The sequence below is a fragment of the Pseudarthrobacter sp. NPDC058196 genome (assembly GCF_042882685.1).
Classification (GTDB): domain Bacteria; phylum Actinomycetota; class Actinomycetes; order Actinomycetales; family Micrococcaceae; genus Arthrobacter.
Window position 1 is genome coordinate 134,779 of the sequence record NZ_JBHVVN010000009.1, and the last position, 23,871, is coordinate 158,649.

Genomic DNA, 23,871 nt, shown 5'->3' on the forward strand with positions numbered 1-23,871 from the left:
TGTCATCAGTCCGCCAGTTCCACCAGCACGGGGGCGTGATCCGAGGCGCCCTTGCCCTTGCGTTCCTCGCGGTCGATGGCGGCGCCGGTGACGCGGGCCGCCAAGGCGGGGGAGGCCAGGACGAAGTCGATCCGCATGCCCTCCTTCTTGGGGAACCGGAGCTGGGTGTAATCCCAGTAGGTGTAGACGCCCGGGCCGGGGGTGTAAGGGCGGACAACATCGGTGAACCCGGCGGACTCGAAGGCATGGAACGCCGCACGCTCCGGCGGGCTGACATGGGTGTAGCGGTTGTTGACGAACAAGTCGATATCCCAGACGTCGTCGTCGAACGGGGCAATGTTCCAGTCGCCCATCAACGCGACCTGCGCCTGCGGGTTGTCCGTGACCAGGCCCTGGGCGTGGGTTTTCAGGCTCTCCAGCCATTTGAGCTTGTAGGGCATGTGTTCGTCGTCCAGGGAGCGACCGTTGGGGACATACAGGCTCCAGACCCGGACGCCGCCGCAGGTGGCAGCCATGGCGCGGGCCTCCTGGACGGGATCCTTGCCGGCCTTGCCGAACGAGGGCTGGTCCAGGAACGTCCGCTCGACGTCGTCAAGCCCCACGCGTGAGGCGATGGCCACGCCGTTCCACTGGTTGACGCCGAAGTGGGCAACTTCGTAGCCCATCCGTTCAAAGAGTTCCCAAGGAAAGTTCTCGTCCTTGCACTTGGTCTCCTGGATGGCCAGGACATCGCAGTCGCTGCGCTGGAGCCAGGCTTCAACACGGTCGGCGCGGGCACGGAGCGAATTCACATTCCAGGTAGCTATCTTCACGGTTCCTAACTTACCTTGGCAGTCCTTCGCCGGGTAAAGACCCCCGGGTGGCGGCCGGTACCACCCGCGGGGTTGGTCCCAAGCGTGACGCGGCGGGTATATTCGCAACCAGAATGACCTGGATCACTCATCCGGCCACCATGCGAAGGAGCAGCCAGCCGATGACCGCAGCCAAGGGAATGGATGGTGCCGCCGACAACGGGCACCCGGAAGTACTGTTTGAACGCCGCGGCCGGCTGGGCGTGGTCACGCTCAACAGGCCTAAAGCCGTGAACGCACTCACCGCCGGCATGGTGGATCTGATGCTCCGGCAGCTCACCGCGTGGGCCGGGGACGACGACGTCGCCACCGTCCTGGTGCAGGGTGCCGGGGAACGTGGCCTCTGCGCCGGCGGCGACATCGTGGCCATCTACGAGGACATGCTGCACGGCGGAAACCGGACGGCCGGTTTCTGGCAGGCCGAGTACCGCCTGAACTCCCTGATCGCCGGGTATCCCAAGCCATACGTGGCCCTCATGGATGGCCTGGTCCTCGGCGGCGGGGTGGGGATCTCCGCCCACGGCAGCGTCCGGGTGGTCACGGAGCGGACCAGGATGGGCATGCCCGAAACCACCATCGGGTTCGCCCCGGACGTCGGCGGGACCTTCCTGCTCTCACGCGCACCCGGCCAGTCCGGAACGCACGCCGCCCTGACCGGCGCGCATCTTGGCGCCGGCGATGCGGTGTTCCTGGGCCTGGCAGACCACTACGTCCCGTCCCAATCGCTGCCGGACCTGGCGGCCGCCCTTGAGGACCACAGTGCGGAAGACGTCGTCGAACGGTATGCCCGGCCGGCTCCGGCCTCGCCGCTCGCCGGGCAGCGTGACTGGATCGACGCCTGCTACGCCTCGGATGACGCAGCCGGGATCGTCAGGCGCCTCCGGGACTGGGCGGGGCCCGGGAAGGACGCTGCGGTGGAGGCGGCCGACACGATCGAAGCGAAGTCACCCACCTCGGTCAAGGTCACCCTGGCGTCGCTGCGCCGGGCCGCCGCGTTGACACTGGATGAAGCGCTTGCCCAGGAGTACCGTGCCGGGATCCGCTTCCTGGCCGGTCCTGACTTCCGCGAAGGCATCCGCGCCCAAGTGGTGGACAAGGACAGGAATCCGCAGTGGAAACCGGCAACATTGGGTGACGTGCTTCCCGGGCAGGTGGACAGGTTCTTCGAACCGCTGGACGGCGGAGAGCTGGACCTGCACCCGGAACGTGCACCCGAGGAGGCGGACCATGCCTGACAAGGGAACCGTGGCCTTCCTCGGCCTGGGGCATATGGGTGGCCCCATGGCCGTGAACCTGGTCCGGGCCGGCTATACGGTAGTTGGTTTCGACGTGGTGCCTGCAGCCGTCCAAACGGCACGGGAACGTGGTGTGCCGGTCGCGGACAGCGCGGCTGTCGCCGTCGCCGGGGCCGACGTCGTGCTGACCATGTTCCCCAGCGGTGGACACGTCCTGGACGCCTACCGCGGCAGAGCCGGACAACCTGGACTGCTGGCCGCCGCACCGCCGGACACCATGTTCCTGGACTGCTCCACCATCAATGTCGATGAGGCACGGGAAGCTGCGCGCCTGGCCGGTGATGCCGGCCACCGTTCCATCGACGCGCCTGTTTCCGGCGGCGTCGTGGGCGCCGAAGCGGCGACGTTGACGTTCATGGCCGGCGGCGAGGTGCGGGACTTCGAGTCGGTGCGGCCGCTCCTGGAGGTGATGGGAAGACGCGTGGTCCACTGCGGCGGCCACGGCGCGGGCCAGGCTGCCAAGATCTGCAACAACCTCATCCTGGGCGTGTCCATGATCGCGGTCAGCGAGGCTTTTGTCCTCGGCGAACAGCTGGGGCTGAGCCACCAGGCCCTGTTCGACGTCGCCTCCGCGGCCTCGGGCCAGTGCTGGGCGCTGACCACCAACTGCCCGGTACCGGGACCGGTTCCCGCCAGCCCGGCCAACAGGGACTACCAGCCGGGCTTCGCGGCGGCGCTGATGGCCAAGGACCTCAACCTGGCGGTCAACGCCCTCAACAGCACGGGAGTGGCGGGACAGATGGGGGCGCTCGCCGCCCGCATCTACGATACGTTTGCCGCGGAGGGCGGCGCCGGCCGAGACTTCTCCGCCATCATTACGGACATCCGCGCCAGCGCGGAACCGGCTGCCGCGGACACCGCAGCGGCGGCGGGAACAGGAACGGACGCAACGGGCCGGAGCCGGACCACGGCAGCACACGACGACGGGAGCCCCGAATGACTGAATACGCCAACATCCTGGTGGAGCAACAAGGCAGGGTGGGACTGGTGACCCTCAACCGGCCATCGGCGCTGAATGCGCTCAACAAGGCCACCATGGAAGAACTGGTCGCCGCCGTTACCGTGATGGACTCCGATCCCGGCGTAGGCGCCGTGGTGATCACGGGCTCGGCTAAGGCGTTCGCTGCCGGAGCCGACATCAAGGAGATGGCGGACAAAGGCTACATGGACATGTACACCGCGGACTGGTTCCGCGGCTGGGAGGATTTCACCCGGCTGCGGATCCCCACCATCGCAGCCGTGTCCGGGTTTGCCCTGGGCGGCGGCTGCGAGCTCGCAATGATGTGCGACCTCATCATTGCGGGGGACAACGCCAAGTTCGGCCAGCCGGAAATCAACCTTGCCGTGCTCCCCGGGATGGGCGGTTCGCAGCGGCTCACCCGCGCGATCGGCAAGGCCAAGGCCATGGACCTGATTCTCACCGGCAGGTTCATCGGCGCCGAGGAAGCGGACCGGTGCGGACTGGTCTCCCGGGTGGTCCCGGCGGAGGAGGTGGTGTCCGAGGCCCTCAAGGCGGCCGGGCTGATCGCTGCCAAGTCGAAGCCGGCAGCCATGGCGGCAAAGGAAGCCGTGAATGCAGCCTTCGAAACCGGGCTGGCCCAAGGGGTCCTGTTCGAACGGCGGCTTTTCCACTCGCTGTTCGCCACCGATGACCAAAAGGAAGGGATGGCGGCGTTCGCAGAAAAGCGTGAGCCGCAGTTCAAGCACCGGTGACCACTGGGCGCCCTGTCCGGGACCCGGTGGCGCCCGACGAATTCCGCGGCCCGTAGTGTGGACATGACGGTTAACAGACGGCCATGCCATGCCAGCGAACGGGGTGCCTCCCATCCCCAGCGAGGTGATCCTTCCCCTGGCGGGCTACCTTGCCAAGCAAGGTTCCCTCAACCTCCTCCTCGTCTTCGCCACCAGCACCCTGGGCGCGTACCTGGGTGCCCTGCTGCTCTATTGGCTCGGCGCGAAACTGGGCCTGGAACGTTCAATCCGGTGGCTTTCCAAACTGCCCCTGGTGGACCGGGAGGACTTTGAACAGGCCACAGCCTGGTTCCGCCGCCACGGCAAATCGTCTATTTTCTTTGGCCGCCTCCTCCCCGGTATCCGCAGCCTGATCTCGCTGCCGGCCGGGGCCGCGGCCATGCCGCCGGCGACCTTCAGCCTCTTCACCCTCGCCGGCAGCGGGCTGTGGAACGGGGCCCTCATTGGCCTTGGCTACCTGTTGGGCACCCAGTACCAGCTCATCGAGAAGTACTCACACTTCCTGAACTACGCCGTCTACGCGGCTCTCGCCGTTGCCGTGGTCCTGCTCATCGTCCGGCGGGTCAAGAGGGCCAAGCGGGTCAACGCCAACCGCTAACAGGTGCCCTAGAGGTGTTTCTCCGCAAACATGCGAAGGGCGCTCCGCACGAAGGCGGCCCCGTCCTTGCCCCCGTAGTTGGCGGCGAAGCGCGGATCCGCGACGTACATGTCAGCGAGTCCTGTGACGTATGCCCTGATGTCGCCGCCGGCGGCTGCAGCCGGAGTTCCGGGAATGGACTGGAGCCAGGCCACGTGCCTGCGTGCCAGGTCCTGGGCCTCAGGTCCATCCGCCGGCACCCCTGAAGCGCCGGCGGCGATCCAGTCCCTTCCCAGATCCTCCACCTTGGACTTCCACGCCCGCTTTTCTGCGGCGTCCATCCCCCGCCACCACGCGTCCGACGCCGCGTAGGCGTCCTTGCCCCAGCGTTCTTCGACCTCATCCCGGTACTGGGTATGGTCAAAGCCGTCAAACATGTTCTCAGCCATCAGTTGGCCTCCTGCCTTCACTGTTTCGATGGTTTGCCGCACGGACTGCGCTTGCCGGTCCAGCCGTTGCTGCTCCTTTCCCAGCCACTCGAGGTGGCGGGAGAGCGCCGCGACGGGGTCGGCCTGGCGCTCGAAGACCTCGGCGATGGCCGGCAGGCCCAGGCCCAGTTCCCGCAGCAAAAGGATGCGCTGCAGCTGAAGGAGGGCCGCGCCGTCGTAATATCGGTAGCCGTTCCCGCCCACCCGGCTGGGCTTCAAGAGCCCGATGTCGTCGTAGTGCCTGAGGGTGCGGCTGGTGGTGCCGGCCATCCTGGCCACATCCTGGATGGGCCAATCCCTTACGCCGTTGCCGCGGATTCCTTCCATGCCCCTGAGCCTACGGGTTGACGCAGCGTCAAGGTCAAGGGCACTTGTCCGCTTATTTGGCCGGACCGTCTCGCGGTGTCCGGTGCCGCGCCTGGGCCACAAGCCGCGTGAATGCAAAGACAAAGATGGATTCGAACATCAGCATGAGGCCCACCAGCAGCCACTGCTGCCGGGCGATGAACACGATGCAACCGGTCAGGGCCAGGATGGTGCCCAACGCCAGGGCATAGACGGCAAAGCCGACGGCGACCCGGGCGCTGCGTACGCCGGTGCGGAATCCGAAGCCGTGGGGTTCGCCTCCGGGCTGGCCCGGGACGCGGTCGGGTGCGGCGGGACCGAGTGCGTCGAACTCGACCCACGGATCCTTGTCCTGGTCCTTTCCGGTCATGGGTCAATTATCCCAAACCCGCAATGCGGCGAATAACTCTGCCGACGAAAAACAGCGGCCCCTCCAACTTTCGTTGGAGGGGCCGCTGGTTGGGGTCCCGGCAGGTGCCGGAGCCGCCGAAGACTTAGAGCGGGCGGATGTTCTCTGCCTGCGGACCCTTGGGGCCCTGGGTCACATCGAATTCGACCTTCTGGTTTTCGTCCAGTGAGCGGTAGCCGCTGGTGGCGATTGCCGAGTAGTGGGCGAATACGTCAGCGGACCCGTCATCGGGGGCAATGAAGCCAAAACCCTTTTCGGCGTTGAACCATTTAACTGTGCCTGTTGCCATGGCTGCATTCCTTCATGTGACTCTGATTCTCTCCCCGGAATCGTCCCGGGGTGCGCGGGAGTTAATCCCCCACAGTCCCCAACGTACGGGGCGCAGGCCCCGGGTGCAAGGGTGGCGGCAATAATGTGTTGTTAACGCCTCCCCTCACGGCGGATGGCGGCAGCGATACCGCCTGCCCGTCCGGGCGTCAACGCCTGGTCATCCCGGTGCCTCAGACGGCCTCGAGGATGCTTACGTAGTTGGCGATGCCGACGCCGCCCATGTTCTGCACCGCTGCCCTGCGTGGGGCTGCCAGCTGCATGTCGCCGGCCGTGCCGGTCAGCTGCATCGCGGCGAGCACATGCTGCGAGACGCCCGTGGCGCCCACAGGGTGGCCCTTGGCCTTGAGGCCGCCGGAGACGTTGACCGGCAGCTTGCCGTCCTTGTACACCCAGCCTTCCTCGAGGGCGCGGGCACCTTCGCCGGGGGCGGTCAGGCCCATGGCCTCGTACATGAGCAGTTCCGCGATGGTGAAGCAGTCGTGGACTTCGGCCAGGTCCAGGTCTTCGAGTCCGACGCCGGCCATCGCCAAGGCGCGCTGCCAGGAGGCCCGGGTGGCCTCGAACGCCGTGGGGTCGCGGCGGTCGGTGGGGAAGAAGTCGTTGGCTTGCCCGAAGCCGGCCAGCCGGACCGGAGCCGTGGCCCCGCCGGTGGGGGAGGCGGACAGTACGACGGCGGCTGCACCGTCCGAGACGGGGGAGCAGTCGGTGCGGCGCAGGGGATCGGCCACCAGCGGGTTCTTGTCCGAGACGGTCCGGCAGAACTCTTCGCCAAGGTCCTTGCGGAGCTGGGCGTACGGGTTGTCAACGCCGTTGCGGTGGTTCTTCGCGGCGATGCTGCCCAGAACGTCGCCCAGGCTGCCGGCGGCGTCGTAGCGCTTGGCGTAGTGCTTTGCCACCTCGGCGAAGAGCCCGGTGAAACCGGTGGTGGACTGTTTCCCGGCCATGTCATAGTCGGCCCCGAGCAGCGCGGCGCCCACCACGTCTGCCCCGGCGTGGGTCATTTTTTCCGCGCCGATCACCAGGACCGTCCTTGCGGTACCGGCCAGCAACGACTTGGTGCCCTGCTGGAAGGCCGCCGAGCCGGAAGCACACGCGTTCTCCACACGGGTGGCCGGGACGTTGGCCAGGTCCGGGGAAACCTGCAGGGCCAGCGACGAGGGGAAGGCCAGCGGCATCATGCCGGCGTTGAACTGGCCCACGTAGACCTCGTCGATCTGCGATGGTTCGACGCCCGCAGTGCTGATGGCGTCCGTGGCCACCTGCACAATCAGCGATTCGAGGGTCTCGTCCACCAGCTTCCCAAACCTGCTGTGCCCCCAGCCGGTGATCAGTACATCCTTGCCGAACTGTTCCTTCAGGCTCATGCTGCCACGTCCTCATTCTCAAGCCGGACATCGAAACCGGCGTCGGTCTTTTCCCGAATCTCCTCTTCGGTGACGCCCGGTGCCAGGCGGGTCAGCGTCAGCTGCCGCCCGCCGTCGTCCGCTTTGTAAAGATCAAACACGGCGAGGTCGCTGATGATCCGGTCCACGCAGCTGAGCCCCGTCAGCGGGAGGGTGCATTCGCGGACGATCTTGGCGGTGCCGTCCTTGGCGTTGTGTTCGGTGAGGACCACCACCCGCGGGGTTCCCGCCACCAGGTCCATGGCCCCGCCCATGCCTTTGACCATCTTGCCGGGGATGGTCCAGTTGGCCAGGTCACCGTTGCCGGAGACCTGCATGGCGCCCAGGATGGCCACCTTGACGTGGCCGCCGCGGATCATGCCGAACGAGGTCGCGGAGTCGAAGATGCTGCCGCCGGGCAACACCGTGACGGTCTGCTTGCCGGCGTTGATGAGGTCCGCGTCTTCTTCGCCCTCGTACGGGAACGGCCCCATGCCGAGCAGCCCGTTCTCGCTCTGCAGCACCACCCGCACGCCCTCGGGCAGGTTGTTGGCCACCAGCGTGGGGATGCCGATCCCCAGGTTTACGTAGTCGCCGTCATTCAGTTCCTCGGCCGCAATCGCAGCCATTTCATCCCTGGTCCATGCCATGGCGAAACTCCTTTTCTTTCTCGCAGTAATCGGGTGTCTGTGGTCAGTTGGGTATAACCGGCGGCACGAATTCGAATGTCATGCCCAGCAGCCAGGCCAACAGCAGCACTACCGGCAGGTGGAACAGGAACTGCTGGAACGTGAAGCCCACCAGGTCTCGAGCCCGCAAGCCCAGGACGGCCAGCAGCGGCAGCATGAAGAACGGGTTGACCAGGTTGGGGAGTGCCTCGGCCATGTTGTAGATCTGCACGGTCCAGCCAAGGTTCATGTTCACGTCCGTCGCGGATTGCATGACATAGGGTGCCTCGACCAGCCACTTGCCTCCCCCGGAAGGGACGAACATCCCCAGGAAGGCTGTGTAGAGGGCGATGATGATGGCGAACGCCCCGTTACCGCCGATGCTGGTGAAGAACTGCGCCAGGTGCTCGGATACGGAGAGGCCGCCGGCGCCCGTCGCCTTGGTGAGGATGGCCGCCATCGCGGCATAGAGCGGGAACTGGACCAGGATTCCGGCTGTTGCGGGCACCGCCTTGGCCACTGACTGCAGGAACCTGCGCGGCGTTCCGTGCAGCACCAGCCCCAGCATGAGGAAGACCAGGAGGTAACCGTTCAGTGAGCTGACCACGCTCAGGATGGGCAGGGTCAGGAGCTGGGACACCAGCCAGCCGAGGGTGAGCACACCCGCCAGGATGGGCAGTACCCTGCTGTATTCGAGCCACTCGCCGGGCCGGGACTTTTCGTCCGGCGGCTCGGGCTGGTCGTCAAGGTCGACGCCGAGATCTGCGGCCGTTTTGATGGCCTTCCCGGTCGGCGCGGAAAAGTGGGCAATGACGGTGGTCAGCAGCATCAGGATGACGAGCGTCAGCAGGGACTGCCAGGTGAAGATGGTGGCGCCGAAATCCAGGATGCCGGTGATCTTCAGGAGCGCCGGCGGAATGGAAGCCTTGGTTGCCTGGAGCTGGGCCGCGGAGGAGGACATGCCCAGCGCCCAGACTGCGCCCAGTCCCATGAACGCCGCCGCGCCGAGGGCCCGGTAATCGACGCGGAGGTCCGCTCGCCGGGCCACAGCACGGGCCAGGAGTCCGCCGAAAATCAGGCTCAGGCCCCAGTTGACGAATGACACCGACATGGACATGACGGCGACGAAGCTGACGGCGGTCCGCGCGGAGCCGGGGACCTGGGCCAGGCGTTCAATCAGCCGGGCCACCGGGGGTGAGGTTGCCACGACGTAGCCGGTCAGGACAACCATGGACATCTGCAGGGTGAAAGCGGTGAGGTCCCAGAAACCGTTGCCGAAGGAATCCACCACGGCCTTGGGTGAAGCGCCTGCCGCCAACGCGGCGACGGCTACGAGCAGGACGCCTGCCAGGGCAAAGATGTATGCGTCCGGGAACCATTTCTGTGTCCATCCGGCCAGCTTCTCCGCCATCCGGGCCAGGCCCTTCTGGCGGACATCCAGGTCATCGGGTTGCGTGCTGGTCATGAGGTGGTTCCCTCCATTGAGTTTCCGGGCCCCGGCTCAGACGGCCAGCGCATCGGCACCGGCAGCCACGGTGCGCTGACGGACAGTCCGCTGCTCGATGTCCTTCGCCCGGGCCGTGGCCTGGACCAGCCGCTGGACAAAGACACCGGGGGTGACGATGTGGTTCGGGTCCAGTTCGCCGGGGGAGACGACGGCTTCCGCTTCGGCGATGGTGAGGACCGCGGCGGTTGCCACCACCGGGTTGAAGTTCCGGGCAGTGTAGCGGTAGGTGAGGTTGCCGTCCGTGTCCGCGGTGTGCGCGTGGACCAGTGCGACGTCGGCCTTGATGGCGCGCTCCTGGACGAAAGTTTCGCCGTCGAACACCTCGTGCGGCTTGCCCTCGGCCACGAGGGTACCCACGCCGGTCTTGGTGTAGAACGCCGGGATACCGGCGCCGGCGGCGCGGAGGCGTTCTGCCAGCGTGCCCTGCGGAGTGAACTCCACCTCGAGTTTCCCTGCGAGGTACTGCTCCGCGAAGAGCTTGTTCTCGCCGACGTAGGAAGCGATGACCTTGCGGACCTGGCCGGCTTCGATCAGGATGCCCAGGCCCTTGCCGTCCACACCCATGTTGTTTGAGACGACGGTAAGGTCCTTCACGCCGGAGTCGCGCACGGCTTCGATCAGGTCAGCGGGGATGCCGCTCAGGCCAAAGCCGCCGACGGCGAGGGTCATCCCGTCCCGCAATGCGCCTTCCAGGGCTGCGATGGCAGAAGGCTGGAGTTTATTCATGACGTCTCCTCGTTGAGCGCAGTATGGCGTCCACTTAGTGGACGCAGGATCTGCTTCTGGAGACTACGGGCGGCCCACGGAGCGTGTCAAGGAAACATTGTCGGCGAATTACAGTATGGACGGTATGCTTCAAAGCATCCATATTGTGGACAAGAGGAGGAGTTGTGACCACGACACCGGTGCAGGGCGCCCAGGTGGTGACGCGGATTGCCGGACTGCTGCGGTTGGTGGGCCGAAGCGCGGAGGGTATGCCGCTGGCCGGGCTGGTCCGCGAATCAGGGCTGACCCGCCCCACGGTCCACCGGCTCCTTTCGTCCCTCGCCTCTGAAGGCTTGCTGGACCACGATCCCGCCACCGGCAACTGGGTGCTCGGCCCGGAGGTGCTGCTCATGGGGTCGGTGGCCGCGGCACGGTTTCCGATGGAGGACATTGCCCGCCCCAGCCTTCGACGGCTTGCCGAGGCCACAGGGGAGAGCGCCTTCTTTTCGATCCGGCGCGGCGCCGAGACGGTCTGCCTGCTGCGCGAGGAGGGAAGCTTCCCCGTGCGTTCCTTCGTCCTGCATGAGGGCGTGCGGTTCCCGCTGGGAGTCGCGTCAGCAGGCACAGCCATCCTGGCCTTCCTCCCGGAAAGCGAGCAGGAGGAACTGCTGGACCGCTGGACTGACCACGCAGGGGCATTTGCGGCGAACCACACCGCCGCGATGGTCCGGAAGAGCCTTGCCCGCACCCGGCTGGCCGGCTACGCGGTGAACCCCGGCCTGGTCCTGGAAGGAAGCTGGGGGATGGGCGCTGCTGTGTTCGACCGATCCGGGAAGCCGGCCTGGGCTTTGTCGTTGACCGGCATCGAGCCTCGCTTCAAACCGGAACGGCAGGAGGAACTGGGCGGCCTTTTGATGGCGGAGGCGCACCGGATTACGCAGCAGCTGGGCGGCGGTGCGGACGGCGGGAGGCGTACCCGCTGATATGCAGGTCCGGGAAACGCTCGTAGGGTCCGGCGCGGGGCTACTCCGGCAGCTGGTCCTTCCACCAGGTGTCAAAGATGGTCACCGGAACCGTGCGCTTGTGCCGGGTGCGGAGGAACTTCTGTTCGATCGATTCGGCCACCGCTTCCGGAACGCCGCGGCCTTCGAGGTAGTCGTCGATCTGGTCGTAGCTGATGCCGAGTTCGTCTTCGTCAGTGCGGCCGGGCCGGTCATCGAGGAGGTCCGCGGTGGGCACCTTCTCCCAGATGCGGGCCGGCGCTCCGAGTTCGGCCAACAGGGCCCGGTTCTGCCTCTTGTTGAGGCCGAACAGGGGCAGGATGTCTGCGCCGCCGTCACCGTACTTGGTGAAGAAGCCGGTCACGGATTCGGCGCCGTGGTCGGTGCCGATCACCAGGTAGTTGAATTCCCCAGCCAGTGCGTACTGGGCGATCATGCGGGTGCGGGCCTTCGTGTTGCCCTTGTGGAAATCGGAAATCTCCGAACCAACCGTTTTTTCGAACTCGTCCTCAAAACCGTCCACCGCAGCGGAGATGTTGAAGGTCCACTCGGTCTTGGCCTTGATAAAGTCCAGGGCTGCCTGCGCGTCATCCTCATCATGCTGCACGCCATAGGGCAGGCGCACGGCCACGAAGTTCGCTTCCACGCCCTCGGACTGGAGTTCCTCCACCGCCAGCTGCGCAAGGCGCCCGGCCAGGGAGGAATCCAGCCCGCCGGAAATGCCCAGGACGAAGCCCTTGGTATGCGTTGCCTTGAGGTATTCCTTGAGGAATGTGACGCGCTTGCGCACCTCCCCTGCGGGGTCGATCCGGGGCAGAACGCCCATTTCTTCAATGATCTTGGCCTGGAGTTCGCGCATGTGGTCCAGCCTAGCCAGCGCTGTCAACAACCCTCAACTGTTCCAGACGCGCGGCGCCCGGCGTAGCGTAACTGCATGGAGCGGACGGGGTGTGCAGTGGTGGGCGGCGGCCCGGCGGGAATGATGCTCGGCCTCTTGCTGGCCAGGGCCGGCGTGGACGTGGCCGTCCTGGAGAAACACGGCGATTTCCTGCGGGATTTCCGCGGCGACACGGTGCATGCGTCCACGATCCGGCTGATGGACGAGCTGGGTTTGGGCCCCGGATTCCGCGCCCTGCCGCAGAGCCGCTTGCAGAATGTCGCATTCCCGGTGCCGGGCGCCGGCCTGGTCACCCTGGCTGATTTCGACTCCTTGAAGCCCCCGTACAACTACGTGGCCATGATGCCGCAGTGGGACTTCCTGGATTTCCTTGCATCCGCCGCCAAGGCTGAACCGACATTCACCCTTTTGATGGAATGCGAAGCTACGGGGTTGGAGATCGACGACGGCGGACGCGTCACCGGGGTGCGCTTCCGGGCCGCCGGTGACACCGCGGCCGGCGGGGAGCAGGTGCTTCACGCCGATGTGGTGGTGGCGGCTGACGGCCGGCATTCGGTGTTGCGCCGGGCCGCGGGCTTGTCCCCGAAGGAGTATCCGGTGCCATTTGATGTGTGGTGGTTCAGACTTCCGCGCCGGGCGTCAGGAGGGGGTGAGGTGGCCGGGGTGGTCCCGGCGTTCGGTGACCGGGAAGCGATGATCGCACTGACCAGGACCGACTATTACCAGATGGGATATCTCGCCCCGAAAGGCGCGGATGCAAGGATCCGGGCCGAGGGTGTGGAAAGGTTCCGCCGGCGTGTGGCCGCACTCCGCCCCGACCTGGCGGACAGCGTCGGTTCGATCAGCAGCGTGGAGGACCTGCACTGGCTGGATGTAAGGCTGAACCGCCTGCACCGGTGGTATGCCGACGGTTTCCTGTGTGTCGGGGATGCCGCGCATGCCATGTCCCCGGCCGGGGGCGTAGGAATCAACCTGGCCATCCAGGACGCGGTGGCCGCGGCGAAGCGGCTGGCTCCGGACCTGCGCCGCGGACAGGTGCGCACCGCCACCCTTATTGCGGTCCAGCGCCGCCGCTGGATGCCCACGGTGGTGGTGCAAACGGTGCAGCGGATCATGCACCGGGCAGTGTTCGTTCCGCTGTTCGCGGGGAAGTTTCCGGCAGCCGCTGCAGCCGGAAACACGTCGCGGCTCCGCCAGGCGCTGCTTTTCGTAATGCGGCACAACCCGGTGTTGAGGCGGATCCTGCCGCGGGTCATCGCCTTCGGTCCGCGTCCGGAGCACGCGCCAGGCTTTGCCCGCCCGCTCACCCACTAAACTGGAGCCCATGACTTCGCCCACTCATACTGCGCCAGACGCTGCCGCTGCCCGCGCCCGACTGCTCGAACTGATCAAGGAACTCGCCGTTGTCCGCGGCAAGGTGATCCTTTCCAGCGGGGCCGAGGCCGACTACTACATCGACCTGCGCAGGATCACCCTGCACCACGAAGCCTCCAAGTTGGTGGGCCAGGTGATGTTGGCCTTGGCTGACGACGCCGGGATCGACTTTGAGTGCGCAGGCGGCCTCACCATGGGCGCAGACCCCGTCGGTACCGCGGTGATGCACGCCGCGGTTGACGCTGGCCGGCCCGTTGACGCTTTCGTGGTCCGCAAAGCACAGAAGTCCTACGGCATGGGCCGCCAGGTGGAGGGCCCGTCCGTCGAAGGACGGAACGTGCTGGTCCTGGAGGATACGTCCACCACCGGAGGATCTGCGCTGACGGCAGTGGAAGGCGTGCGGAAGGCTGGAGGGAACGTGGTGGCCGTGGCCGTCATCGTTGACCGCGACACCGGGGCCAAGGAAAAGATCGAGGCCGAAACGGGCGTTCCCTACCTGTTCGCGTTTGGCAAGGACGAGCTCGGCCTCGCCTAGTACCCGGTAAGGGCAGCGGCTCACGTCGCGTCGAAGCGGACTGTGGGCCGCACTTGGTCAGGGACACCGGGTGACCTAATATTTGCCTTATCACCCTTCAGTTGCTTGGAGACCATGCATTTGCCCACCACAGAACAGCCTTTGAGCGCTACCGACAAGGTCCAGAACCTGATCCTGGACAGCGCTGACTTTGAGGACTTCCTCAACGAGCTTGCGCGGTTTTCCGCGCACCAGATGGCAGGCGACGGCGACGACGCCCTGTGCGGCATCACGCTGCTCCGTGACCGCAAGGCAGCCACGATCGGCTGGAGCAGTGACTCGGCGCGGGAAGTGGATGAAATCCAGTACTCCCTGTCCCAGGGGCCGTGCCTTACTGCGGCAAAGGACGAACGTGAGGTCTACGTTCCGGACCTTTTCCAGGAGGACCGGTGGGGGCCGGACTACGCCACCGCGGTTGCGTCCCACGGGCTTCGGTCGGTGCTCTCACTGCCCTTTAACCTGCAGGGCGAGGCCAAGGCTGCCCTGAACCTCTACTCGGATGTCCCGCACAAGTTCGATGGCCAGGCGGCTGCCCGTGCGCGGGACTTCACCAGGGAGATCTCGCAGGCGCTGCGCCTCGCGGTCAGGTTCTCACTGCATGCGGACAGCGCCTCCAATCTCCGCGCCACCCTGGAATCGCGGACCATCATCGACATCGCCATCGGCATTGTCATGGCGCAAAACCGCTGCAGCCAAGCGGCCGCCGTCGAAATCCTCACGGAGGCCTCCAGCAACAGCAACACCAAGCTGCGGGACATCGCCAAGTCGCTGGTTGATTCCGTCGGCGGCGCAGGCGCGCACACCCACTACCAGGAGCCGGGCAGCATCAGGCCGGGCCAGAGCGCCTGAGGGACGGCTTGTGCGGGGCTCCCGCTGGAGGTTACGCTTGCGGAGGTTGAGCCGTCGGCCATAGAACCTCATTTGGAGTACCTATGGACCGCGCGCTTGACGCACTTGTTGACCTCGATGTCTCTGCTGACATCGTCCGGATTGAAGTCCGGGGAACCCTCCGCCACGACACCCGTGCGGAACTCGTCCACATTATTCGACGTGTTCGGCGGATGGGCCTGCGTTGCCGCATCTGTGTTGACCTTTCGCAGGCTGACCTCATTGAATCATCCGCGCTGTCCGGGTTGCGCGGCGACCTGAACGCCATGGACACCAACTCCCTGCCAGGCCTTCCGTCCGCCGGGGTGACCCTCCAGCTTGTGTCCGCAAGTTACGGCCGCAAGCCCGAAGGCCCTTCGACCACCCAACCGCTCCTCATGGACGACGACGTCACGGAGCTGTTCACCGGCGGCGGTGACTTTGCCGAGGGGCTCCCGCAGCTGCCGGTGATTTTCTTCGAAGTCCTGTACGGCCGCCCACTGGCCGAGTATTCGGACGAGGAACTGTTCAACGCCAGCGATTCCGTTTTCGCCCTGCTGGATAACCCGCAGGCGTTCGACGGCGCGGACCTGCTGGGCCGCTACAACGACATCGGCCTGGAAATCATCCGCCGGCAGCAAAAACCCCAGGCTCCTTTCCCCGCCACGGAGGGCCAGGCGGCAAGCTGACCGCTGCGTCGCGGAATGGTTACGTGCCGCTCCTTGCGGCGTTTACTTCAGGTGTGCTTACGGTAGTGGTGTGCCGTATGAGGGGGAGACAGGTCCACAGAACCGGCGCGGGGTCCCCCAGGCCCGGCTGCTGGCGGAGGCCGCTGCCCTCAAACGCTTTTCCCGTCGGACGTTACTCGCCGGCGCCGGGGCTTCCGGTTTGCTCGCCGCGGACATGCTGCTGACCCGTGAAGTGCAGTCGCAGCGCCAAACCACAAAAATCCTGCCAGTCCCGGATGATTTCGCCGACGCCTATTACCCGGACGCCTGCTGGTTCCTCTTCCCCGGGTACAAAACCAGCTGGGAAGAGGCCCAGTGGATCCTCAACACCCTCCGCGGCTCGCTGAACAAGCGGGCCCGGCTCGCCGCCGTCGGCTATTCCAACCTGGGCCTCGACGTCACCGAGGTGGTCCGCGCGATCTCCGAGTACGTAGCGGTGGAGAAGATCACCAAGCTGTTCTTCTACGGTCACAGCTTCGGCGGCATGCTGGCCACCCAGGTGGCCGCCCGGCTCCTTGCCGTGGCAGGCATCCAGGTGCAGTTCATCCTGCTGGACTCAAGCCCCTACAGTGCGCATGACGTCCTGGACCAGAGCTGGTTCGACGGCGTGGTGTTCCTCTACGAGCGCGGCTTCAGGTTCCCGTCCACCCTCCGCGGCGGCTACGAACTGGGGGAGCGGATCATCCACAAGGACGAGCGGAGCTGGCGCCAGATCCTGGACCAGACGCTCGAACAACTGTCGCCGATCGCACCCTCCAGCGTGCTCATCCAAACCGAGTCGGCCTACATCTACCACTTCGAAGGCAGCCAGTTCGCGGGGCAGCTCGGAACCGCCAAGATGGCCTATCTCGGCAACCCCAAGGACCAGACCGTCGACTACGAGACCGCGTCGGAGACGTGGGCGGTGGCGTTCAAAGACAACATGGTCTCCAGCGGCCTGCAAACCATCGGAGCCGCGCCGGCCCACGCCAGCCCCGGCTGGAACCCGCAGATCTACCGGCCCCTCCTGACGGAGTTGCTGGATGAATACTTCCCCTTGCCGCGGGGCGGCTCCCGGGTGAGTATCTTCTAGATCTGGTTCTTCAGGTCCGCCACCGAGTTCAGCACCTGGTTGGGCCTGAACGGGTAGGCGGCAATATCGTCCTTGTGCGTGATGCCGCTGAGCACCAACACAGTGTGCAGGCCTGCCTCCATGCCGGCGATGATGTCCGTGTCCATCCGGTCACCGATCATGGCGGTGGTTTCGGAGTGGGCGTCGATCTGGTTCATGGCGGAACGGAACATCATCGGGTTCGGCTTGCCCACAATGTACGGTTCGCGGCCGGTGGCCTTGGTGATCAGGGCGGCAATGGCGCCGGTAGCGGGCATGGGGCCGTCCTTGGACGGGCCGGTGGCATCCGGGTTGGTGGCGATGAACCTGGCGCCGGCCAGGATCAGCCGGATGGCCGTGGTTATCGCCTCGAAACTGTAGGTGCGCGTCTCGCCGAGCACCACGAAGTCCGGATTCTGGTCCGTGAGGATGAAGCCCGCCTCGTGCAGCGCCGTCGTCAGCCCCGCCTCGCCGATCGTGTAGGCGCGGTTTCCGGAGTCCGAGCCGCCCACCTGATCCTTCAGGAACTGGGCCGTGGCCAGCGCCGAGGTCCAGATGTTCTCCTCCGGGATTTCCAAGCCGGAGGAGCGCAGGCGGGCGGCGAGGTCGCGCGGGGTAAAGATCGAGTTGTTGGTCAGCACCAGGAACCGCTTGGACGTATCCACCCAGCGTTGGATCAGCTCCGCAGCGCCCGGAATAGGCTGGTTCTCGTGGACCAGGACGCCGTCCATGTCCGTCAGCCAGCATTCAATCTCCTGGCCGTTGCGGTAAACCGCGGGGTTTCCTGCTGCCTGGACTTCTTCTGCCACGTCTACCTCCACCGGTGATGAATGCTCCAGTGGTCCAGTCTAGTGTTGAAGGGTGAACCAAACGCCCGGGATGACAGACGAACCCAACCACGCGCCCGGGGATGCCGAACCCGCCAAGGCGGAGGTCGGCGTCGGGCCCTGGGAGGGCGAATTGCCCGAAGGCGACCACTGGGACCCTGACCTCCTGGCGGACGGGGACCGGCGCAACGTGCTGGACAAGTACCGCTACTGGAAACACGAGGCGATCGTGGCGGAGCTGGACTCCCGGCGGCACAACTTCCATGTGGCCATCGAGAACTGGCAGCACGACCTCAATATCGGCACGGTGGTGCGCACCGCCAACGCCTTCCTCGCCAAGGAGGTCCACATTATTGGCCGACGGCGGTGGAACCGGCGCGGTGCCATGGTCACCGACCGCTACCAGCACGTCCGCCACCACCCCACCGTGGAGGATTTCGTCCAGTGGGCGCACGGGGAGGGTCTCGCCATTATCGGGATCGACATCTTCCCGGACTCCGTCCCCCTGGAGACCTACGAACTGCCCCGGGACTGCGTGCTGGTCTTCGGCCAGGAGGGCCCGGGCCTGACTCCGGAGGTCCACGAGGCCGCTGTCGCCACCCTGTCCATCGAGCAGTTTGGCTCCACCCGGTCCATCAACGCCGCCTCCGCAGCCGCCATCGCCATGCACGCCTGGGTCCGCCGGCACGTCTTCGGCCAGCACGTCTGAGTATTACCGACCGGTGACCCGAAACACCCTGCCAGCCCGGGAATGGCTAGGATGGTGCCTAGCCGTAAGCGGTCTACTTGAGGGTCATCCACCCACAGACGAAACTCAGCAGAGGAGCCAGCATGCCCATTGCAACCCCAGAGATCTACGCCGAGATGATCGACCGCGCGAAGGCGGGCGGATTCGCCTTCCCCGCCGTCAACGTCACGTCCTCGCAGACGCTGAACGCGGCACTGCGCGGCTTCGCGGAGGCGGAGTCAGACGGCATCGTGCAGGTCTCCACCGGTGGCGCCGCCTACTGGTCCGGCGCCTCCACCAAGGACATGGTTGCCGGCTCCTTGGGTTTCGCAGCCTTCGCCCGCGAAGTTGCCAAGAACTACGGCGTCAACATCGCCCTGCACACGGACCACTGCCCCAAGGACAAGCTGGACGGCTTCGTCCTGCCGCTGCTTGAGGCTTCCGAAGCTGAGGTCAAGGCCGGCCGCAACCCGCTGTTCAACTCCCACATGTGGGACGGCTCCGCGGAAACCCTGCAGGAGAACCTGCGCATCGCCCGCGACCTGCTCCAGCGCACGGCTGCCGCCAAGATGGTCCTCGAGGTGGAGATCGGCACGGTCGGCGGTGAGGAAGACGGCGTCGAGAACGCCATCAACGACAAGCTCTACACCACGGTCGAGGACGCCCTGGCCACCATCGACGCCCTGGGCGCCGGCGAAAACGGCCGCTACATCACCGCACTGACCTTCGGCAACGTCCACGGCGTGTACAAGCCCGGCGGCGTCAAGCTGCGCCCGGAGATCCTCAAGGACATCCAGGCCCAGGTGGGCGCGAAAATCGGCAAGGACAACCCGTTCGACCTCGTGTTCCACGGCGGCTCCGGATCCTCGGACCAGGAAATCGCCGACGCCGTCTCCTACGGCGTGATCAAGATGAACATCGACACCGACACCCAGTACGCCTACACCCGTCCGGTGGCCGACCACATGTTCAAGAACTACGACGGCGTCCTGAAGGTCGACGGCGAAGTAGGCAACAAGAAGACCTACGACCCCCGCGTCTGGGGCGCCTCCGCCGAAGCCGGCCTGGCGGCCCGCGTGGTGGAAGCCACCAAGCAGCTCGGTTCGGCCGGAAAGACGTTCTAAATGTCGGATGAGTTCCGCAGGAACCTGATGGGGCCTGAGCCCACGCTCCTGCCTGCCGAAACCGAGGTCAACGCGCAGCTGGAGGCCGGCCACGAGGCCTTGGACCTGGTGGAAAAGCACCCGACGTCCTCGCTGTTGTGGGCGATCCTGGCTGAGGAAGCGTGGACCGAGGGCCGCACCATCGACTCCTACGCGTACGCCCGGGTGGGCTACCACCGCGGACTGGACGCGCTGCGCCGCAACGGCTGGCGCGGCGTCGGGCCCATCCCGTGGGAGCACGAGCCAAACCGCGGGTTCCTGCGTGCGCTCTACTCGCTGGGCAGGGCTTCCTCGGCTATCGGGGAAGCTGACGAGCCGGAGCGGATCGAGAAGTTCCTGAACGACTCGGACCCCGCGGCGAAGGCAGCCATCGAGGGCTAGATTCGAATAATTACGACGACGGCAGGTCACCTTCCCAGGGAAGGTGACCTGCCGTCGTCGGTGGTTGAGCCTGTCGAAAAACCCTAGGCCTGCTGGGCGATGCCGGTGCGTGCCATGGCGTCGGCGTAGGCCGTGCGCATGTCCGCCAGGAACTCCTCCTGGCGGGCCGGGGAACCGGCGAAGGCGCGTCCGCTCAGGGAGCGGACCTTGTAGGTCTTGAGGCCTCGGCGCCACAGCAGCGGAACTTCGGTCTTCAGCAGCAGGTTGGCCAGGCGGTTGGCCTCGGTGCCGTGCGCCACGATCACGGAGGCGCGGGGGACGAGGGCCAGGAACTTCAGCAGCGGCTTCAAACCGGCCTGCACCTGGTCCGGGGTGAATTTTCCGTTGGCCTCGCCCGGGACGTGCCACGGGTGGACATTCCAGGGCATCACGAATTCCGGGCGCAGGGCCAGCTTCCACTGGATGCCCAGCATGCGGGTCGCGGCGTCCTGGTCACCGGCGGTGATGAAACCGGACTGGTCCATCTCGCCAATGTTGGAGTACAGGCTGATGATGCGGCATTCCTCAACATCGTGCATGGGGTCCACGTAGGGCACCACGGTTCCGGGCTTTGCTTCCTGCAGGGAATCACACAGCTCGTTGACAGCGGCAACGCTGGGTTCGTAGCGGCGGCTCATGAGCTGTTCGTGGAATGTTTCGGGGGCCAGTGCGGTCATGAAGGGCTGGTTCTCCTGCGGGGATTGATGTTGCGTCCACCGCTGAAAATGGGCGCACGGCGGCGCAGCTCTTCAACGGTGGTTAGTTGGGGTGGGCCGATTCCGGGTCGGCCTCTGCCAGTTTACCAAGCCCGGGGAAACGAAACGCCGGTCCAGCGCACCTCATTCGTGGCGCGTTGGACCGGCGGTCACTCCCGGAACGGGCGGATACCTACCAGAGGCGCTTGGTGGCGCGGCGGGCACCCTCGCCCAGCGCCTCAAGCTTGGCGAATGCGATCTGCGGATGCACCCGGCCGCCCAGGCCGCAGTCGGTCGAGGCGATCACGCTTTCCCGGCCCACCAGTTCAGCGAACCTGACAATGCGGTCAGCCACGAGGTCCGGGTGCTCCACCACGTTGGTGGCATGCGAGACTACGCCGGGGATGATCACTTTGCCCTCAGGAAGTGCGGTGTCCTCCCAGACCCGCCATTCGTGTTCGTGGCGGACGTTGGCCGCCTCGAAGGAGTAGGCGCCGGCGTTGACCTGCAGCACTGAGCCGATGATGTCCGCGAACGGGATATCCGTGGTGTGCGGACCGTGCCAGGAGCCCCAGCAGACGTGCAGCCGGATCTGTTCCTGCGGAAGGTCCCGCAGCGCCCAGTTGGTGGCCTCCACGCGCAGCTGGATGAACTTCAGGTAGTCCTCCAGGGACGGCTCCGGGTTGATCTGGTCCCAGCTCTCGGCCAGTCACGGATCGTCGAGCTGGACCGTCAGGCCGGCGTCGATGATGGCCTTGTATTCCTCGCGCATCGCATCTGCGCAGGCGTAGACGAGTTCCTCATCGTTCTTGTAATACTCGTTGGCTACGCGGGCGCAGGAACCGGGGGAGAGGGACGCCACGAACCCTCCGGTGAGGCCGGCCGCCGCGAGCCCGGTCTTCAGGTTCTTGATGTCCGAGGCCACCAGGTCATGGCCGGTATAGGTCAGGGGCCCGGCGATCTTGGGCTGGGACACGCTCTTCCGGTGCGCGAGTATCCCGGAGGAAGGGTCGTTGTACGCCTCGTTGAAGGCCTGCCGGTCCCGCCGGTCGGGGAAGGATGTCAGGACAACATTTCCGGGGGAGGAACGCCGTACTTCGGCTTCTGCCCACCGGTCCACGTTCGTCGGCTCCAGGCCGCCGAGCCGGGCAAAGGAGTAGTTCCACCAGGCCCCGTAATCAACGGAGTTGGACATCGTGTGCCCATACTCGCCGTCGTTGGGGATGTCGATTCCCAGGTCCTTCTGGCGCTGCACCACGTCCACAACGGAGTCTTCCAGGAGCTCCAGGAACGCGGGGGTGACCCCCTCGGATTCCTTTGCCGTATTGGCCGCGATGAGTTCAGGGGTGCGGGGCAAGGACCCGGCGTGGGTGGCACGAATGTGGTCGGTGTTGAGGGGCATGCTGGAATCTTCCTTTCCATCGGTCCTGGCAGTAGCACCATCGGCCGGCAGAATTCCTGCCGGACCGTGGTTGCTGCGGCGTCATTGAGCCAGGTCTCTCAGCCGCTCCGGATGGTCCACTCCCACCTAAATCCAGGAGCGTGGTCAGAGGCAAACGCGGTTCAGAATGTGTCTGACTGCAATTGCGGGGCCGCGGCGGGCCCATCGAGTGGACAAAGTGCCTGATCCGCTAAACTTGGGTGGTAAGAGCCCCGGAACTCTTCCATCGCTGCGCCGCCCTGCGGTCCGGCGAAGGCCGGTCTGTTCGGGGCATTCTCATGAACGGTGCTGCGCAGGTCCGCTCCCCGCGGCCGGCCCCGGGCAGCCCGAACGAATGGGGGAGGATCCCATGCCAGCAATTGTGATCGTAGGAGCCCAGTGGGGCGACGAAGGAAAAGGCAAGGCCACCGACCTTCTGGGCGGCCGTGTTGACTACGTCGTCAAGCCCAACGGCGGCAACAACGCCGGGCACACCGTCGTCGTAGGCGGTGAAAAGTACGAACTCAAACTGCTGCCCGCAGGCATTCTCAGCCCCAACGCGGTCCCTATCATCGGCAATGGCTGCGTGGTGAACCTCGAAGCCCTTTTCCAGGAGATCGACGGACTCCAGGCCCGCGGCGCCGATACCTCGCGGCTCCGGGTATCTGCCAACGCCCACCTGGTGGCCCCCTACCACCAGGTGCTGGACAAGGTGACCGAGCGCTTCCTCGGCAGCCGCGCCATCGGAACCACCGGCCGCGGCATTGGCCCCGCCTACATGGACAAGGTGGCCAGGCTGGGCATCCGTGTGCAGGACGTCTTCGATGAGTCCATCCTCCGCCAGAAAGTGGAAGGCTCGCTGCGCCAGAAGAACGAACTCCTGGTCAAGGTTTACAACCGCCGCGGCGTGGTGGTGGACGAGATCGTTGAGTACTTCCTGTCCTTTGCCGACCGCCTCCGCCCGCTGGTCATCGACAGCACCCTGGTCCTGAACACTGCCCTGGATGAGGGCAAGGTAGTCCTGATGGAAGGCGGCCAGGCAACGTTCCTGGACGTTGATCACGGAACCTACCCGTTCGTGACGTCCTCCAACCCCACGGCCGGTGGCGCGTCGGTGGGCTCCGGCATCGGTCCCACCCGGATTTCCCGCTCGATCGGCATCATCAAGGCCTACACCACCCGTGTGGGGGCCGGCCCGTTCCCCACCGAGCTCTTCGACGAGATGGGCATGTACCTGCAGAAGACCGGCGGTGAGTTCGGTGTCAACACCGGTCGTCCGCGCCGCTGCGGCTGGTACGACGCCGTCCTGGCCCGCCACGCGTCTCGCGTAAACGGCTTCACGGACTACTTCGTGACCAAGCTGGACGTGCTCACCGGCATCGAGCAGATCCCCGTGTGCGTGGCCTACGACGTCGACGGCGTCCGCCACGACGAGATGCCCATGACGCAGACAGAGTTCCACCACGCCAAGCCCATCTTCGAGTACTTCGATGGCTGGACCGAGGACATCACCGGCGCCCGCACCCTCGCGGACCTCCCGGAAAATGCCAGGAACTACGTGCTCGCGCTGGAAAAGCTGTCCGGGACCCGGTTCTCCGCTATTGGCGTTGGCCCGGACCGTGACCAGACCATCGTGGTGAACGACCTCATCAACGACTGACACGTCCCTGCGGAATCCGGTAGACGACGGCGGCGGCCCACCTGTTGCAGGTGGGCCGCCCCAGGTGTTTGGGGGGGGGGGCCCGAAGTTTCACAGCGGGAACGCGGGTGGTCTTGTA

25 protein-coding genes, 1 pseudogene and 1 riboswitch are annotated in these 23,871 nt (G+C 65.8%); of the genes and pseudogenes, 14 read left to right on the forward strand and 12 right to left on the reverse strand.

Annotated elements, in window-relative coordinates:
- Positions 1–5: 5 nt before the first annotated feature.
- Positions 6–812 (reverse strand): exodeoxyribonuclease III, encoded by an 807-nt coding sequence (locus tag ACFVVC_RS14475; protein WP_387454473.1) that lies wholly within the window; start codon positions 810–812, stop codon positions 6–8.
- Between the two features lie 161 nt (positions 813–973).
- Here ACFVVC_RS14475 and ACFVVC_RS14480 point away from each other — a divergent pair, with 161 nt between their 5' ends.
- The 4 genes from ACFVVC_RS14480 (at position 974) to ACFVVC_RS14495 (ending at position 4,496) form a co-directional block, all read left to right on the forward strand.
- Positions 974–2,086, forward strand: a complete 1,113-nt coding sequence (locus ACFVVC_RS14480; protein WP_387454476.1) for an enoyl-CoA hydratase/isomerase family protein — start codon at positions 974–976, stop codon at positions 2,084–2,086.
- Complete coding sequence (mmsB, locus tag ACFVVC_RS14485) at positions 2,079–3,086, forward strand: 3-hydroxyisobutyrate dehydrogenase (RefSeq protein ID WP_387454479.1); 1,008 nt, start codon at positions 2,079–2,081, stop codon at positions 3,084–3,086. Before ACFVVC_RS14480 ends, mmsB begins: the two co-directional genes overlap by 8 nt.
- Positions 3,083–3,859 (forward strand): enoyl-CoA hydratase, encoded by a 777-nt coding sequence (locus ACFVVC_RS14490; protein WP_387454482.1) that lies wholly within the window; start codon positions 3,083–3,085, stop codon positions 3,857–3,859. Before mmsB ends, ACFVVC_RS14490 begins: the two co-directional genes overlap by 4 nt.
- A gap of 88 nt (positions 3,860–3,947) precedes the next feature.
- Positions 3,948–4,496 (forward strand): DedA family protein, encoded by a 549-nt coding sequence (locus ACFVVC_RS14495; protein ID WP_387454485.1) that lies wholly within the window; start codon positions 3,948–3,950, stop codon positions 4,494–4,496.
- A gap of 8 nt (positions 4,497–4,504) precedes the next feature.
- On the opposite strand, the gene ACFVVC_RS14500 is transcribed toward ACFVVC_RS14495, so the two are convergent.
- From ACFVVC_RS14500 to ACFVVC_RS14530, 7 genes are all read right to left on the reverse strand, one after another.
- Positions 4,505–5,290, reverse strand: a complete 786-nt coding sequence (locus ACFVVC_RS14500) for a TipAS antibiotic-recognition domain-containing protein (protein WP_387454488.1) — start codon at positions 5,288–5,290, stop codon at positions 4,505–4,507.
- 52 nt (positions 5,291–5,342) lie between these two features.
- Positions 5,343–5,678, reverse strand: a complete 336-nt coding sequence (locus tag ACFVVC_RS14505; protein ID WP_387454491.1) for a hypothetical protein — start codon at positions 5,676–5,678, stop codon at positions 5,343–5,345.
- A 124-nt stretch (positions 5,679–5,802) separates the two neighbouring features.
- Positions 5,803–6,006 carry a cold-shock protein gene (locus tag ACFVVC_RS14510; protein WP_009357211.1) on the reverse strand — a complete coding sequence of 68 codons (204 nt, stop codon included), beginning with the start codon at positions 6,004–6,006 and terminating at the stop codon, positions 5,803–5,805.
- A gap of 211 nt (positions 6,007–6,217) precedes the next feature.
- Positions 6,218–7,411, reverse strand: a complete 1,194-nt coding sequence (locus ACFVVC_RS14515) for an acetyl-CoA acetyltransferase (RefSeq protein ID WP_387454493.1) — start codon at positions 7,409–7,411, stop codon at positions 6,218–6,220.
- The gene (locus ACFVVC_RS14520) at positions 7,408–8,079 is read right to left on the reverse strand and encodes a CoA transferase subunit B (RefSeq protein WP_387454496.1); all 672 of its coding nucleotides are present in this window, start codon (positions 8,077–8,079) and stop codon (positions 7,408–7,410) included. The genes ACFVVC_RS14515 and ACFVVC_RS14520 overlap by 4 nt, the downstream gene beginning before the upstream one ends.
- A gap of 43 nt (positions 8,080–8,122) precedes the next feature.
- The gene (locus ACFVVC_RS14525; RefSeq protein WP_387454498.1) at positions 8,123–9,562 is read right to left on the reverse strand and encodes a short-chain fatty acid transporter; all 1,440 of its coding nucleotides are present in this window, start codon (positions 9,560–9,562) and stop codon (positions 8,123–8,125) included.
- Positions 9,563–9,598: 36 nt separating this feature from the next.
- Complete coding sequence (locus ACFVVC_RS14530) at positions 9,599–10,330, reverse strand: CoA transferase subunit A (protein WP_387454500.1); 732 nt, start codon at positions 10,328–10,330, stop codon at positions 9,599–9,601.
- 164 nt (positions 10,331–10,494) lie between these two features.
- On the opposite strand from ACFVVC_RS14530, the gene ACFVVC_RS14535 reads away from it, so the two are divergent.
- Positions 10,495–11,292, forward strand: a complete 798-nt coding sequence (locus ACFVVC_RS14535; protein WP_387454503.1) for an IclR family transcriptional regulator — start codon at positions 10,495–10,497, stop codon at positions 11,290–11,292.
- A 40-nt stretch (positions 11,293–11,332) separates the two neighbouring features.
- Here ACFVVC_RS14535 and nadE read toward each other — a convergent pair whose 3' ends face one another.
- Positions 11,333–12,169, reverse strand: coding sequence for an ammonia-dependent NAD(+) synthetase (gene nadE, locus ACFVVC_RS14540; protein ID WP_387454506.1), 837 nt, complete (start codon positions 12,167–12,169; stop codon positions 11,333–11,335).
- Between the two features lie 75 nt (positions 12,170–12,244).
- Between nadE and ACFVVC_RS14545 the strand changes: the two genes are divergently transcribed.
- From ACFVVC_RS14545 to ACFVVC_RS14565, 5 genes are all read left to right on the forward strand, one after another.
- A complete protein-coding gene (locus tag ACFVVC_RS14545) occupies positions 12,245–13,522 on the forward strand; it encodes an FAD-dependent oxidoreductase (RefSeq protein ID WP_387454509.1) in 1,278 nt (425 codons plus the stop codon).
- Between the two features lie 10 nt (positions 13,523–13,532).
- Positions 13,533–14,117 (forward strand): orotate phosphoribosyltransferase, encoded by a 585-nt coding sequence (pyrE, locus tag ACFVVC_RS14550; RefSeq protein WP_387454512.1) that lies wholly within the window; start codon positions 13,533–13,535, stop codon positions 14,115–14,117.
- Between the two features lie 114 nt (positions 14,118–14,231).
- Positions 14,232–15,005, forward strand: coding sequence for a GAF and ANTAR domain-containing protein (locus ACFVVC_RS14555; RefSeq protein WP_387454514.1), 774 nt, complete (start codon positions 14,232–14,234; stop codon positions 15,003–15,005).
- 83 nt (positions 15,006–15,088) lie between these two features.
- Positions 15,089–15,712 (forward strand): hypothetical protein, encoded by a 624-nt coding sequence (locus ACFVVC_RS14560; protein ID WP_387454517.1) that lies wholly within the window; start codon positions 15,089–15,091, stop codon positions 15,710–15,712.
- Between the two features lie 70 nt (positions 15,713–15,782).
- Positions 15,783–16,823 (forward strand): alpha/beta fold hydrolase, encoded by a 1,041-nt coding sequence (locus tag ACFVVC_RS14565; protein ID WP_387454520.1) that lies wholly within the window; start codon positions 15,783–15,785, stop codon positions 16,821–16,823.
- On the opposite strand, the gene ACFVVC_RS14570 is transcribed toward ACFVVC_RS14565, so the two are convergent.
- Positions 16,820–17,662: an HAD-IIA family hydrolase gene (locus ACFVVC_RS14570; RefSeq protein WP_387454523.1), complete on the reverse strand. Its 843-nt coding sequence runs from the start codon at positions 17,660–17,662 to the stop codon at positions 16,820–16,822. The two genes, ACFVVC_RS14565 and ACFVVC_RS14570, sit on opposite strands and share 4 nt — an antisense overlap.
- A 58-nt stretch (positions 17,663–17,720) precedes the next feature.
- On the opposite strand from ACFVVC_RS14570, the gene ACFVVC_RS14575 reads away from it, so the two are divergent.
- The 3 genes from ACFVVC_RS14575 (at position 17,721) to ACFVVC_RS14585 (ending at position 19,939) form a co-directional block, all read left to right on the forward strand.
- Positions 17,721–18,377, forward strand: a complete 657-nt coding sequence (locus tag ACFVVC_RS14575; protein WP_387454526.1) for a TrmH family RNA methyltransferase — start codon at positions 17,721–17,723, stop codon at positions 18,375–18,377.
- 122 nt (positions 18,378–18,499) lie between these two features.
- Positions 18,500–19,519: a class II fructose-bisphosphate aldolase gene (fbaA, locus tag ACFVVC_RS14580; protein ID WP_387454529.1), complete on the forward strand. Its 1,020-nt coding sequence runs from the start codon at positions 18,500–18,502 to the stop codon at positions 19,517–19,519.
- Entirely contained in the window at positions 19,520–19,939 is a 420-nt protein-coding gene (locus ACFVVC_RS14585; protein WP_387454532.1) for a DUF3151 domain-containing protein, read from the forward strand. It begins immediately after the preceding gene.
- Positions 19,940–20,022: 83 nt separating this feature from the next.
- Here the strand turns inward: ACFVVC_RS14585 and ACFVVC_RS14590 are convergent, their stop codons facing one another.
- Together ACFVVC_RS14590 and ACFVVC_RS14595 are read right to left on the reverse strand one after the other, a co-directional pair.
- Positions 20,023–20,655, reverse strand: a complete 633-nt coding sequence (locus tag ACFVVC_RS14590; protein ID WP_387454534.1) for a uracil-DNA glycosylase — start codon at positions 20,653–20,655, stop codon at positions 20,023–20,025.
- Positions 20,656–20,866: 211 nt separating this feature from the next.
- Positions 20,867–22,075: pseudogene (locus ACFVVC_RS14595) on the reverse strand (cobalamin-independent methionine synthase II family protein).
- A 13-nt stretch (positions 22,076–22,088) separates the two neighbouring features.
- Positions 22,089–22,193, reverse strand: a riboswitch (SAM riboswitch).
- 270 nt (positions 22,194–22,463) lie between these two features.
- Between ACFVVC_RS14595 and ACFVVC_RS14600 the strand changes: the two are divergent.
- Positions 22,464–23,753, forward strand: a complete 1,290-nt coding sequence (locus ACFVVC_RS14600) for an adenylosuccinate synthase (RefSeq protein WP_285247304.1) — start codon at positions 22,464–22,466, stop codon at positions 23,751–23,753.
- Positions 23,754–23,871 lie beyond the last annotated feature (118 nt).

Excerpts from the sequence above, each read along its gene's own strand:
- ACFVVC_RS14505 (WP_387454491.1), bottom strand. The coding sequence starts at position 5,678 with ATGACCGGAAAGGACCAGGACAAGGATCCGTGGGTCGAGTTCGACGCA.
- ACFVVC_RS14525 (WP_387454498.1), bottom strand. The coding sequence starts at position 9,562 with ATGACCAGCACGCAACCCGATGACCTGGATGTCCGCCAGAAGGGCCTG.
- pyrE (WP_387454512.1), top strand. The coding sequence starts at position 13,533 with ATGACTTCGCCCACTCATACTGCGCCAGACGCTGCCGCTGCCCGCGCC.
- ACFVVC_RS14515 (WP_387454493.1), bottom strand. The coding sequence starts at position 7,411 with ATGAGCCTGAAGGAACAGTTCGGCAAGGATGTACTGATCACCGGCTGG.
- ACFVVC_RS14500 (WP_387454488.1), bottom strand. The coding sequence starts at position 5,290 with ATGGAAGGAATCCGCGGCAACGGCGTAAGGGATTGGCCCATCCAGGAT.
- ACFVVC_RS14490 (WP_387454482.1), top strand. The coding sequence starts at position 3,083 with ATGACTGAATACGCCAACATCCTGGTGGAGCAACAAGGCAGGGTGGGA.
- fbaA (WP_387454529.1), top strand. The coding sequence starts at position 18,500 with ATGCCCATTGCAACCCCAGAGATCTACGCCGAGATGATCGACCGCGCG.
- ACFVVC_RS14555 (WP_387454514.1), top strand. The coding sequence starts at position 14,232 with ATGCATTTGCCCACCACAGAACAGCCTTTGAGCGCTACCGACAAGGTC.
- ACFVVC_RS14520 (WP_387454496.1), bottom strand. The coding sequence starts at position 8,079 with ATGGCATGGACCAGGGATGAAATGGCTGCGATTGCGGCCGAGGAACTG.
- ACFVVC_RS14590 (WP_387454534.1), bottom strand. The coding sequence starts at position 20,655 with ATGACCGCACTGGCCCCCGAAACATTCCACGAACAGCTCATGAGCCGC.
- ACFVVC_RS14560 (WP_387454517.1), top strand. The coding sequence starts at position 15,089 with ATGGACCGCGCGCTTGACGCACTTGTTGACCTCGATGTCTCTGCTGAC.
- ACFVVC_RS14545 (WP_387454509.1), top strand. The coding sequence starts at position 12,245 with ATGGAGCGGACGGGGTGTGCAGTGGTGGGCGGCGGCCCGGCGGGAATG.
- ACFVVC_RS14600 (WP_285247304.1), top strand. The coding sequence starts at position 22,464 with ATGCCAGCAATTGTGATCGTAGGAGCCCAGTGGGGCGACGAAGGAAAA.
- ACFVVC_RS14530 (WP_387454500.1), bottom strand. The coding sequence starts at position 10,330 with ATGAATAAACTCCAGCCTTCTGCCATCGCAGCCCTGGAAGGCGCATTG.
- nadE (WP_387454506.1), bottom strand. The coding sequence starts at position 12,169 with ATGCGCGAACTCCAGGCCAAGATCATTGAAGAAATGGGCGTTCTGCCC.
- ACFVVC_RS14575 (WP_387454526.1), top strand. The coding sequence starts at position 17,721 with ATGACAGACGAACCCAACCACGCGCCCGGGGATGCCGAACCCGCCAAG.
- ACFVVC_RS14510 (WP_009357211.1), bottom strand. The coding sequence starts at position 6,006 with ATGGCAACAGGCACAGTTAAATGGTTCAACGCCGAAAAGGGTTTTGGC.
- ACFVVC_RS14495 (WP_387454485.1), top strand. The coding sequence starts at position 3,948 with ATGCCAGCGAACGGGGTGCCTCCCATCCCCAGCGAGGTGATCCTTCCC.
- ACFVVC_RS14585 (WP_387454532.1), top strand. The coding sequence starts at position 19,520 with ATGTCGGATGAGTTCCGCAGGAACCTGATGGGGCCTGAGCCCACGCTC.
- mmsB (WP_387454479.1), top strand. The coding sequence starts at position 2,079 with ATGCCTGACAAGGGAACCGTGGCCTTCCTCGGCCTGGGGCATATGGGT.
- ACFVVC_RS14480 (WP_387454476.1), top strand. The coding sequence starts at position 974 with ATGACCGCAGCCAAGGGAATGGATGGTGCCGCCGACAACGGGCACCCG.